The following is a 12,184-nucleotide window of genomic DNA, read 5'->3' as shown; positions in this document are numbered from 1 at the left end:
CCTTAGGTTTTATGCACTGTTGGACGGCCAACACGAGGATTTACCATGCAAGATAAATATGTCCTTCCACTGGTGGATATCAGCCTTTTAAATAGCCCAAATTTAGATGAACGTATGCAAGTTGCTCAAGCGCTTGATCAGGCTTGTAAAGAAGTTGGTTTTCTCTACCTCAAAGGTGATCAATTTCAACCTGCATTATTTGCACAGTTATGTGACATCGCGGAGCATTATTTTGCCCAAGATGAAGCACTCAAAATGCAAAACTATATTGGCAAATCGGTCAACCATAGTGGCTATGTGCCTATAGGTGAAGAACGGTTTTCAAGTAACAGCTATGATTTAAAAGAATCTTATGATGTGAATTATGACTATCAAGGGTCTGCATTAAATTATCCCTTACTTGGCCCGACGCAATGGCCAGATGATCCCGCATTTAAACGCCATGTCTCACAGTACTATCAGCACTTAAAAGCCATTGGTCATCAACTGTTTCGCAGTTTTGCGCTGGCTTTAGAGCAAAAAGAAGACTTTTTTGATATGCATATTCAACATGCACCCAGTCAATTACGCCTCATTCACTATCCATTTAACCCTCAAGCGACAGATGCAGAAGGCATCGGGGCACATACCGACTATGAGTGCTTTACTTTATTATTGCCGACAGCACCCGGTTTACAAGTTCTAACTAAGCAAGGTGAATGGATTGATATTCCTCTGCTTGAAAAGACCTTGGTGATGAACATTGGTGACATGATGGAAATATTGTCCAATGGCAAATATTTAGCCACCAAACATCGGGTCAAAAAAGTCCAACAAGAACGCTACTCCTTCCCTTTATTTTTTTCTTGTGACTATGACTATGTCATCCAACCGATTAATACAAATGAGCCACCTAAATATGCGCCACTGGCAGGTGGAGAACATTTGTTTAATCAAACGGCTCAAACCTTTCATTATTTAAAACAACGTGTAGCCAGTGGTGAGTTGGTCTTAAAGAATGCCGTTCCGCTTTATTCTTTTGGTCTGACTGAGTCAAACATGGAGTACACCCCATGAATTTATTCGAAACTTTAAGTCAACTAAAACCCATCACAGCTGCTTCAGGTAGTGTGCCAACCTATTTAATGGGCGCATTTCGACGTAAAAGTATTAGCTTTTACAATGGCCTGACCGATGAAAATACGATTGTGTATTGGTTTCAGTCCAAGAGCTTCACCATTGACCTACGTCTCAAATCTGCAATAGATACCCCTATCACAGAGCATCAAGCATGGGTCGGTTATACGCATTGGGATGTACAAAATGCATCACTGTCATGGGAGCTAAGTAGTAATTATCAGAACCATACCCAGTGGCCTGAGCCTGCAACCCTACATAGCATTGGCAATTGTATTTTGGAGTTTTCTCCAAGTAATGCCTATGTTGAAGACTGGCGTCAACAAGCCAGTAAGGGTTTATTTTTAGGACTACGCTTAGTCAAAGCCGTACATGTTGCCACGCAGCAAGAAATTTCGCTCGATGGCGGTCTCATCATCTGCGGTGAGCATATGGCATATGCACAGTCACGTTTACCCCATATTCAACAGAATGTAGATGCATTAGGGGTTCTTTCTTATGTGGAACAAAGTCCTTCTGACTTAAATCAAATTGAAAGCTATGAAGTATCAGTTTCAACTCAGGATCAGCTCATTCAATATTCAAGCTGCACCCAAATGACTCAACAACAACTCATTCTAGATGGTTTTGAAGTCGTTGATGCTGGAACCCTCATACAGCATAAATTGATCGGTGGAGAAGCGTATCAGTTGGTGTTTGTCGTGGATGTGTGTGAACCTGAATACACTTTTCAAAATGTAACACCTACCACGGCGGACAGTCAGCATTGGCTGAAACAAGAACAACATCACCTCATGCATCATGCAACTGTGGTTGCGTAAGGGAGCTTAAAATAAGCTATGGCTTTTCTCTATTTATTGATCGCCGTGATTGCAGAAGTCCTCGCGACTTCTGCATTAAAAGCGACCAATGGTTTCACTGCACCTTTACCTATTGTTTTAACTATTATTGGTTATGCAGTTGCGCTCTTTTTCTTAGGTCTAACATTTAAATCCTTCCCTATGGGGTTAGCTTACGCACTGTGGTCAGGTGCAGGCATTATCCTGATCTCTACAGTCGGTTGGATTTACTTTAAACAGGTGCTCGACTTTGCCGCAGTTGTTGGTTTAAGTTTTATGATTATCGGCATCGTGATTATTCATGTGTTTTCTAAAAGTACGCATTTATAAATACATACCTTAAAACATGCTCTTTATTTAACATTAGATCTTTCTTTGCTTTTTAAACACACCCATACAAAAAAGCCCAAGTTAACTTGGGCTTTTAGTTTCTACGGAGTCTTACTTTAACTCTTCAACCAAAGCTGGGTAAATTGCACCATCAACATCCATTTCTGTTTTATAAATGCCATTTTCAACGTTGAATTTGTTTACGTGGTAGCTTGAGCCATAAATCGAGTCAAAACCTGAACCTTTTTTAAAGACGGTTTTATTGGCTGCCAAATCGAGTAAATGCGTCCCGCCAATAAATTGTTCATATTGTTTCGGATCGACGCCAACACGGTTAGACATAATTTTCACGGCGTCTTCATGTGTTGCAGGGTCATTAATATATTTGACTGTTTTATCCCACACTTGGATCATCTTTTTCCAATCTTCTTTATTGGCAGAAAGATGGCTCATATTCACGGTCAGCGTGTCATAAATTAAACCTGGCTTATCTTTAGAACTATAAATAATTTTAGACCCTGCAACAGACTTCAAAGCTTGATTGGCTACAGGTTGCCAGACCGCAATTGCAGCAATGTCTGGACTTGCAAAAACTTGTGGAAGCTCATTGGTCATAGAATTGACCAATTTAATGTCACTGGTCTTAATTTTTGCATCTGTTAGTGCTGTACTTAGCAATAAATGGTCAACCAAGCCTTTTTCAGTGGCAATACTTTTGCCTTTTAAATCAGCAATGCTGTTAATTCCATCTTTTGCAATGATCACGTCATTACCTGCGGAATAGTCTGTCGCCATAATCATGACACCTTGAGTGCCCCCAGAGGCTGTGACTAGATTATCTCCATTGGTCACCAGTACTGCATCTAGCTGATTGGCTGCAAAAGCAGAAAGCGATGATGAATAATCAAACCATTTAAATTCAACATTCAGCCCCGCTTCTTTGAGCCAACCTTTTTCAATTGCCACTTGCCATGCAACAAAACCCGGCCAATCACTATAGCCAATCGTGATGGTTTTGGTGGCTGTGCTCTCAGATGCCGTGTCTTTTGTTTCAGGAATTTTGGCAGTGTTATCACAACCTGCCAATAAAATAGTCGAAACAATAGATACTGATAAAAACGCTTTTTTAATCATGATGCAATTTTCCCGATGCTGTAAATGTTTAAACTTGCTATGTATGGAGTGAGTCATTGAGGACGGTGAACATGGTCACGATTTCAACGCTCTCTGTTTTTCATTTTGTGGAATCGGCGGCATCACCGCATCCATCAGTTCCAAATGCCCTTTGATCACACCTTTCAAAGCAATGAATTGCTGGCTCAGCGCTTTTAACTCTGTAGTTAAGCCTTGCAAAATCATCACTTCTAGAATTTTTTGCTCATCTAACTGAATATGCAGTGAACTGACCACTTGCTCTAAAAATTGTTGCTGCAAGTCCAGCAATTGGACTCTAAGTGGCGTAACACTGGCGTCATAGAGCAAGGTAAACGTCCCCACCATCACGGCGTTACGTTGCTCCTGATCCGCAATCAAATGTTTATTGATCATGTCAACAATTGCTTGAGAACGGCTTTCATAGTGCTGATCAACAATTTTCTGATCCAATGCATCGACAGTTAATTCAGGCACAGTGATGCTGATCCGTGCCAATTTATGTTTCGGCACGCGCTTATCCTTTTTCGGATGGATCTTGCTTGATATAAATGCCCGCTCTAGCGCTTAAGATGGCGACCACGAACTGTTTAAATACGGTGAAGAATGCATTTAAGTCATCTTTGAATTGTTTAGACATTTGCTGCTCCTTTCGGTATTACCAAAAAAGGTTTTTGTAATACCTAGAACTAAGCAGAATACATGCCAATTTTTTTGATTAGATTGACAGCAACAGCGCATTAAAAAGTTTATTTTTGTGCAAAATGTATTTATATTTTTAAAATTGATACATCAAAGTGCATTGCTGACTATTCAACTTGGCTTTTTCATCTGTCAAAGAGGTAGGAGTTTACTTCCCTATAGACAGAATACCTTCTGAAAATGAGATCTTATGTCCTCACAATTTTTAGTTTTCTCTGACTTATACGCAAAAAAAATCGCCAGATGGCGATTTTTTTTATTGATAAACTTTTTGGAACTCACCCAAAATTGGAGCTGAGACGCCATCTTTATACACATATCGAGAGATAATACCTTGATCTGTATAAATATTCATTTTGATCGAATTTGTACCTTTTAAGCTACTCATCAAATTTACAGGCGCTAAAATATAATTAGTCGAACGGTTGGTGCCTAACACATGATCATGCTCGGTTGGCCCGGTGACAGCAAAAGTTTGGCTTTTTTGTCCATTTGTAAACACGACCTTTTGAATGTCGTATTTATTGTAAGTACTGCTCAAATGCATTTTTAACTTAAGCAGTTCTTTGTTCGACTCATTCCAGCTCACAGTGACCACTGGACAAAGCTCATTCTGCGCACAAATGAGTAAACCTGTTGTCCCCACATTTTGACGACTCGGGTCTGTAGAGGTTGTTGCACAACCTGAAAGCAACATCGCCCCCAAACTCATGAGTAGCCATTTTTTTGGCGATACGTTCGTTATCATTATATTTACTCCCAGAAACTTAAAAGGCTTTGAAATTCTAAAATGAAGCTTTGATTTTTCCCAGTCCCTATTTTTGACGAATCTGCACCTAAATCAAGCTTTTTCGTTCATTCAGGTTATAAATTTTAAAATTTATATCTCTTTATACAAATATGAAAGAGAAGAACATGCTGAAAAGCTCGCTACTAACCAAGCACATGTATTCTTTTCTAATATGTTCTCAATGAATACTCAACTTTGCAAGCCAATCAAAACAGATGACAGAACATGACGAAGGGAATCAACATCCTTTATACTGGTGCTAAAAGCTCACCAAAGACATAGCCGCCGATGAAATTTTTTAGTTGCGCATCCTGTCAAAACCAAGTCTTTTTTGCCAACTCACAATGTGTGAGCTGCCAAACTACACTCGGTTATATTGCATCGGAAAAAGATATGGGGAGCTTTGAAGAGCATAGCCCTGTTCTTTGGTTAGCGCTAAATGAAAAATACCAGACGAAGCGCTATAAGCCTTGTTATAACTATCAGCATCATCAAGTCTGTAATTGGGTTATTCCCGCAGAGAGCAACGACATCTACTGTGAGTCTTGTGTACTCACATATACCATTCCTACTCTCGACAACCCAGATCATATCGTCTATTGGTCACGGCTCGAACATGCTAAACGGCGTTTTCTGTATTTAATGCAACGCCTGAATATTATGCCAAGGCCCAAATATAACGATGATGATCGCTACGGACTCCGTTTTAATTTTCTCATGCCTGAACCAGAGCACCCCGTGCTGACAGGACATGCTAATGGCGTCATCACACTCAATGCTAGTGAAGCAGATGTCATCTATAGGGAAACGACCCGTATTAAAATGGGTGAAAACTACCGTACGCTTTTGGGGCATTTCCGTCATGAAAGTGGGCATTATTATTTTGACCTTATTAAATCGCTACATCCTGAGCTGGTCGACGAGTTCCGTCAGTATTTTGGAGATGAGCGTCAAGATTATAACGCAGCACTACAACGCCACTATGAAGATGGCGCGCCACAAAACTGGGACAAGTTTTATGTCAGCTCTTATGCCAGCACGCATCCTTGGGAAGACTGGGCAGAAACGTGGGCACACTATTTACACATGATGGACACATTAGAAACCGCTTACTATGCAGGATTAATTGTGCGTAATAATCGAAAAGATACGCATGACTTAACCTTTTACGAAAATCCAATCGGCGCTCAAGATTTTGATGTACTACTCAAACAATGGATGACACTGACTTTTAACTTAAATGCGTTAAATCGCAGTATGGGTTTAGAAGATGCTTATCCATTTACGCTCTCAGGGCCAGTCCTCAATAAATTACGATTTATACATAAACATGTTTTGGGCAAAGCCTTTGCTCGCCAAATTGCTTGAGCCGAATATAAGCGTTCTTAAGTTATGTCTAGGGACACAAAAGATCGGACCGAATTTGGATGTAACTCGTTAGAAATTATCTTAAAATGAAAGACATCTTTAGCCCATATAGATAACGTCCGTGCTAAAAACTATGCTTTTAACGAGACATCATGCTTTCACGCGACCAATCATTTTAGGGCTAACGATTGTTTTATTGCCGGCCTGCCAGTTGGTCAAAGTCAAAGAAAATAACATCCATCAAGCTATTCGTAGCAAGTCTGAAAATATCTTAACCCACGACCAATTGAGTGCGGAAACCACCAGCTTACTCAAATTACTCAGCCTGACGCCACAGCAATGCAGCGCTGAATTTGAAACATGTTTGAAGCGCTTAAACACACAAACAGATATTGCTGCAGATGAACGCTATGCTGCTTTAAGTGAACTGTATTTGGCCCAAGCTTTAGAGCTCTCAAAACAACGCAACTGTACCCACGCAAAGCCACATAGTGAAAATAATCACTGCTTAGAACAGAGCCTTAATGCCTTCGACCAAAGTTTACGCTATAGCTATGTGTATTTATTTAAAATGCAAGAAAGCCCAAGTACCCGTGTTTTTGATCAAAGACAAATGCATGTCCGCACTTTTTACAATGTCGCTTTGTCGCGTTTAATTACCACGGCGTACCGTACGCAGCCTTTTCATCAAGTTCCCGCGCAACTCAACGTCCAACAACGTCAATATATTGTAAATTTAGAACACTATCCTGAACTGAAAAGTAAAACCATTGATCGAGTTCAATCCATTTATAATTTAAACTTCTCGGGTTTTTATCAAGTCAACCGTCAAGACGGTCTGGGCGCAGAGTTCGTGGTTGTGACTGAAGCGGACCCTATTCATAAAAATGATTTTATTCTTGACCCGATATCGTTTTATCAAAATCAAACCAATCCCAATATCCATCCTGCAAGCTATTTGTCCGTAACCGCAACGGCACAGCCATTAAACTCTGAAAGCAGCATTGAAGATGTACTTAATGGCAAAGCCATTTTTGAGATTGAGTTATTTAATCCTTATACGCAAAAGTATGTAGACATACATCAACAAAAATATATCCTCACGGCGAATTATTCTGTGCCTTTTGCTTATTGGCTGGCAGAAAATAAACTGGGCTCTACAGGCTACTTAACCTTGCTCGATAAAACTGAGCACTTGCGTATGCCACATGTCTATATGCTTGAACCCTACCAACCGAATAAAAAAGTGATTGTACTTATTCATGGTCTCGCCAGCAGCCCTGAAACTTGGGTCAATCTGACCAATAACATTTTGGGTGATAAAGTTTTACGGGAAAACTTTCAGGTATGGCAGGTATTCTATTCAACCAATATGCCGATTGTTGAAAGCCGCTATCAGATTCATGCACTACTCAAACAAGCCTTTGCACAAGTTCAACCCAACTCTCGCTCGGCCAGTGACGCCGTGCTGATTGGACATAGTATGGGCGGTGTCATTAGCCGCTTACTGATAAGTGAGCACGATATTTCTGAGCAAGTGATTCCACTGTTAAACTATGAGCAATACACTCGATTACAACAATACCCCGTAATCAAAGAACGTTTTCAATTTCATTCCGATTTACCCATTGGACGTGCAATTTTTATTGCCTCGCCTCACCGTGGCAGTGAACTGTCTGACCGCTGGTACATGGAGTTGGTGAAGAAAATGGTGAAGTTGCCGATCACTTTCTTTAACCAAGTGGATATACAGCTCAATGGTAGCTCAAGTACCAAAGGCATGGTGCAATCTGGCCCAGACGACTTAAGTCCAAAGTCACGCTTTATGGCTTTGACCAGTAACATCATGCCGGTATCCACAGTTCCTTATCATTCTATTATTGGTAATCACCGTCAGACCAATGACATACATGACATGAGCGATGGTATTGTGCCGTATTCAAGTTCACATTTAGAACAAGCTGTCTCTGAAAAAATCATTAAAGGCAACCACTCGGTGCATGAGGAAGCAGAAACATTATTAGAATTGCGTCGTATTTTGAGGCTACACCTTGAGCAAACTCAGGCCCAATAATCATTAATGCTAAAACTGTTCTACTGCTAGGCGACTTTTATCCAAATACTCTAACCCAGCTAAATGAGCATCGAAAACCTGAAAAGTAGCAGTTGTAAAACCTAAGGTACGGAAAGGTTTTGATATACTTGCTTTATCTAAAAAATACATACATTTATCTACTCGGAAATATCATGCACATTAAAAATCAAGTTGTACTGGTCACAGGTGGCGCACGCGGTTTAGGTCTTGCGATTACACACGCCTTAATCAATGAGGGTGCTCGTGTAGTCGTGAACTATTTGAACAGCCACGTTGCAGCTCAAGCCTTAATCCAGCAGTATCCAAAGCAGGTTTTCACCTACCAAGCTGATGTTACAGACAGTGCACAAGTCAAAAACATGTTTGATGCAAGCTTTCAGCATTTTGGACAGCATATCAATGCCGTGATTAATAATGCGCTCATTCAGTTCGAGTTTAATGGTGAGGCCCGCCCAAAAGTTCATGAGCTACGCTGGGAAACTATGCAACAACAATTTGAGGGTGCAGTTAAAGCCGCTTTGAATACTACCCAAGCGGCGCTTGAAGGTATGAAAAAAAACCAGTTTGGGCGCATTGTAAACATCGGAACCAATCTGGTACAAAACCCTGTGGTGCCTTATCATGACTACACCACTGCGAAGGCTGCACTGTTGGCATTTACCCGTACCTCAGCGCATGAACTTGGTCAATACGGCATTAATATCAATATGCTCTCTGGCGGTTTACTACAAACCACCGATGCCAGCAAAAGTACACCCAATGAAGTTTTTGATTACATCGCGAGTGCAACACCACTGCGTCGTGTAGTTACACCTGAGGAATTTGCTTCAGCCATTTTAATGTTCTTATCGCCATATTCTTGTGCTGTGACAGGTCAAAACTTGATTGTGGATGGTGGTTTAGTCAAAGGCTAATGAGCTTTAATCCCTAAACTCTGAATAAGCATGATTTAAACAATCCATTTTAAAATTCTTGAAGCTTCATCGACTTGAAGCTTTGTTTTAGGTTCAAGTCTTCTTCAGAATCTGCTCACCCTAGCAAGGAATACAGTACGATGCTTTCTTTTCCCATTCGGCACCGACTGGCTGGCTTTTACTTTTTTTATTATTCCATTGTGGGAACCTTCATGCCGTTTTGGAGCCTGTATCTCGAAGATCAAGGCTTTAACTACAGTGAAATCGGTATCCTTTCCTCAATTGCGATCATTACCCGCTTTTTTGCTCCTTTTATTTGGGGCTGGATTGCAGATAAATCAGGGAAACGGATGCTCTTGGTCAGAGTCGCAACGTGGATGGAAGCCTGTATTTGGTTCATGATTTTTATCATTCCAAACTCGTTTCAGGCGATCGCCCTGCTCATGCTGATCTTTAGCTTTTTCCAAAATGCCATTCTGGCTCAGTTTGAAGGCGTTACTCTATTTTGGCTCGCGGAACAGCGCACTGCTTTGTATGGAAAAGTCCGAAAGTGGGGCTCTGTCGGTTTTATTGTCGGGGTTTTTGGTATCGGTGCCGTATTAGAAATTTTACCCATCTCTATGCTGCCAGTTTTATTACTGTGTATTTCTTTTTTGGCCTTTATTTGGTCATTTAGCATCAAAGAACCGACCACTGCACCCAATTCACAAGGGCAGCTTGAGCCATTACTACCTATTTTAAAAAAACCCGTTGTGGCCGCATTTTTCGGTATCGAATTTATTCTGCTTTTTTCACATGCGCCCTTTTATAGTTTTTATAGTAACTTCTTAAAGCAAGCTGGTTACTCAACCACAGAAATTGGTTTTTTGTGGGCTGTCGGTGTCATGGCCGAAATTATTATGTTTGCCATTGCTCATATTTTTTTCAAACGCTTTTCATGGCGACTCATGGTGTCTATTTGTCTGATCCTCACGGCGCTACGCTGGTTTATGGTGGGTTCTTTTCCACAAGTCTTCGCGATCCAGTTCTTCGCACAAACCATTCATGCCTTTAGCTTTGGTTTATTTCATCTCATCGCCATGCGTATCATTTTCCAAAACTTTAGTTTAGGACAACAAGGACGCGGTCAAGCCTTATATAGCACCATGTGGGGACTGGGTGTAGCGTCTGGAAGTATTCTTGCAGGATATTATTGGCACAGCCTGTCAGGCGAATATATTTTTATTCTGGCAGGCTGTGCTGTGCTACTGGGCTTGGGTTTTGTTCGGTACTTACCCAAAGAAGTTCAAGCTTAAAAAGTTCTCTTCTGATCTGTCCGCATAAATTGCAGCAGTTTCATTAATCAGCTTTCTAAACTTTGATTTCACTATATTTATGAAACCATGGTTGGGCCTGTTCTAGCTGACTAGCCAGCTGTAATAGCAGATCTTCACGGGCAAAAGGTGCAATAAACTGCGAACCAAGCGGAAGATTGTCAGCATTCCAATACAACGGTACAGACATCGCGGGTAAGCCTGTGATGTTGGCTAACTGAGTAAAAGGCACCCAACGTAAATTATCTTTCACAATTTTATCGACCAATTTTCCTTGTGCCAGCAAATGTGCTTTGCCGACTTTTAGTAAACTTTTTAAAATTGGTTTTTGCCATGATGGAGTAGAAATTTGCCCATTTTTAGGCGCGACTGAAGCTGTAGCAGGAGTCAGATAAAGATCATAATGATCAAAGAATTGGTTCATTTTAGTGACATACACTCCCCAATTATTCAGATTATGAATATATTCTAACGCAGTCGTTTTCGCACCAAAGGCAGCCAAAGCTAAAGAATCCAGCTCAAAGTCTCCTGCTGTGGTCGGAACGTGTTGCTTGATCTGCTCTAACATATAAGAAAATTGACTAAACCACGTCGTGATAAAGTCTCTGGCCAAAGACATACCATCTATCTCAGGTTGTGCTTCGACCACTGTATGCCCTAAAGACTCCAACAAACGTGCGGTATGGTGTACAGCATCAATAGCATCTTTAGACACTGTGGTTCCAATAGGCGACTGAGTACTAAATGCAATTTTAAGTTTTTTTACAGGCTGCTGTAGACAGGCCAAATAGCTTTGGTTGGGCTGTTCAATTTTAAACAACGAGCTATGCTCTGCACCCTGCGTTGCATCTAACATCGCTGCACTATCTCTTACACTTTTACTCAATACATGCTGTATCGCAGCGCCGTGCATTGCCTCACTCATATCTGGACCCCACGGCGTACGTCCACGACTTGGCTTTAAACCAAATAAACCGCAATACGATGCTGGAATTCGAATCGACCCGCCGCCGTCGCCCGCACCCGCAATAGGAACAATCCCAGCGGCCACTGCAGAAGCGGAGCCACCCGATGAGCCACCACTATTATGTTTTAAATTCCAAGGGTTATGACAGGCTCCCCAAGCATCTGATTCTGTAATGCCTTTGATACCAAACTCAGGAGTATTGGTACGTCCAAAGGTTAAAATGCCTGTGTTTTCCCAACGGTTTACAATTTCTGCATTATGTTCTGCAATATGACCCGTGCGTTTAAATGCTTGGCATCCATAAGATGTTGGATAACCTGTATATTCTTGAAATAAATCCTTTACTAAAAATGGTACACCTGCAAATGGACCAGACAGTGCATTTTGTGCTCTGTTCTTTGCATAATCATGCATAGGAATAATAATCGCATTTAAAGCAGGATTGGTTTGCTGGCTACGCTCAATTGCAATTTGTAATAATTCAGCGGGATGGATTTGTTTTTGCGCAACCAACTCAGCTAAACCCAGCCCATCATAACGAAGGTATTCAGAAAAATTCATTTTTATCCAAGTATCTATAGTTTTTATTGTTTTATAC

Annotated in this window: 12 protein-coding genes; 7 read left to right on the top strand and 5 right to left on the bottom strand. The window is 41.0% G+C overall.

Annotated features, from left to right (window positions below; translation table 11 throughout):
* The first annotated feature begins 45 nt into the window (after window positions 1–45).
* Genes WH214_RS13455 through WH214_RS13445 form a run of 3 tightly spaced genes read left to right on the top strand, consistent with a single transcriptional unit; the run spans window position 46 to window position 2,285 of the window.
* Window positions 46–1,056 (top strand): isopenicillin N synthase family dioxygenase, encoded by a 1,011-nt coding sequence (locus WH214_RS13455; RefSeq protein WP_339422742.1) that lies wholly within the window; start codon window positions 46–48, stop codon window positions 1,054–1,056.
* Complete coding sequence (locus WH214_RS13450; protein ID WP_339422741.1) at window positions 1,053–1,937, top strand: hypothetical protein; 885 nt, start codon at window positions 1,053–1,055, stop codon at window positions 1,935–1,937. Before WH214_RS13455 ends, WH214_RS13450 begins: the two co-directional genes overlap by 4 nt.
* An 18-nt stretch (window positions 1,938–1,955) precedes the next feature.
* A complete protein-coding gene (locus tag WH214_RS13445) occupies window positions 1,956–2,285 on the top strand; it encodes a DMT family transporter (protein WP_339422740.1) in 330 nt (109 codons plus the stop codon).
* Window positions 2,286–2,396: 111 nt separating this feature from the next.
* Here WH214_RS13445 and WH214_RS13440 read toward each other — a convergent pair whose 3' ends face one another.
* The 4 genes from WH214_RS13440 to WH214_RS13425 all read right to left on the bottom strand — a co-directional run bounded on the left by WH214_RS13440 (window position 2,397) and on the right by WH214_RS13425 (window position 4,887).
* On the bottom strand, window positions 2,397–3,419 hold the full coding sequence (locus WH214_RS13440; RefSeq protein WP_339422739.1) for an ABC transporter substrate-binding protein: 1,023 nt from the start codon (window positions 3,417–3,419) through the stop codon (window positions 2,397–2,399).
* Window positions 3,420–3,494: 75 nt separating this feature from the next.
* Complete coding sequence (locus WH214_RS13435; RefSeq protein WP_062034889.1) at window positions 3,495–3,950, bottom strand: CopG family ribbon-helix-helix protein; 456 nt, start codon at window positions 3,948–3,950, stop codon at window positions 3,495–3,497.
* Window positions 3,951–3,954: 4 nt separating this feature from the next.
* Window positions 3,955–4,077, bottom strand: a complete 123-nt coding sequence (locus WH214_RS13430; RefSeq protein WP_256350806.1) for a hypothetical protein — start codon at window positions 4,075–4,077, stop codon at window positions 3,955–3,957.
* A 318-nt stretch (window positions 4,078–4,395) separates the two neighbouring features.
* The gene (locus WH214_RS13425) at window positions 4,396–4,887 is read right to left on the bottom strand and encodes a hypothetical protein (RefSeq protein WP_224469177.1); all 492 of its coding nucleotides are present in this window, start codon (window positions 4,885–4,887) and stop codon (window positions 4,396–4,398) included.
* Window positions 4,888–5,217: 330 nt separating this feature from the next.
* Between WH214_RS13425 and WH214_RS13420 the strand changes: the two genes are divergently transcribed.
* The 4 genes from WH214_RS13420 (at window position 5,218) to WH214_RS13405 (ending at window position 10,601) form a co-directional block, all read left to right on the top strand.
* Window positions 5,218–6,297, top strand: coding sequence for a zinc-binding metallopeptidase family protein (locus tag WH214_RS13420; RefSeq protein ID WP_339422738.1), 1,080 nt, complete (start codon window positions 5,218–5,220; stop codon window positions 6,295–6,297).
* Window positions 6,298–6,430: 133 nt separating this feature from the next.
* Window positions 6,431–8,371 (top strand): esterase/lipase family protein, encoded by a 1,941-nt coding sequence (locus WH214_RS13415; RefSeq protein WP_339993565.1) that lies wholly within the window; start codon window positions 6,431–6,433, stop codon window positions 8,369–8,371.
* A 173-nt stretch (window positions 8,372–8,544) separates the two neighbouring features.
* Window positions 8,545–9,306, top strand: coding sequence for a 3-oxoacyl-ACP reductase (locus WH214_RS13410; protein ID WP_339422736.1), 762 nt, complete (start codon window positions 8,545–8,547; stop codon window positions 9,304–9,306).
* Window positions 9,307–9,446: 140 nt separating this feature from the next.
* Entirely contained in the window at window positions 9,447–10,601 is a 1,155-nt protein-coding gene (locus tag WH214_RS13405) for an MFS transporter (protein ID WP_339422735.1), read from the top strand.
* A 55-nt stretch (window positions 10,602–10,656) separates the two neighbouring features.
* Here WH214_RS13405 and WH214_RS13400 read toward each other — a convergent pair whose 3' ends face one another.
* Window positions 10,657–12,147, bottom strand: coding sequence for an amidase (locus tag WH214_RS13400; protein WP_339422734.1), 1,491 nt, complete (start codon window positions 12,145–12,147; stop codon window positions 10,657–10,659).
* Window positions 12,148–12,184: the final 37 nt, after the last annotated feature.

This window comes from Acinetobacter sp. MYb191 (genome assembly GCF_037572605.1).
Classification (GTDB): Bacteria; Pseudomonadota; Gammaproteobacteria; order Pseudomonadales; family Moraxellaceae; genus Acinetobacter; species Acinetobacter johnsonii.
This window is presented reverse-complemented; position numbering and strand designations above follow the sequence as displayed.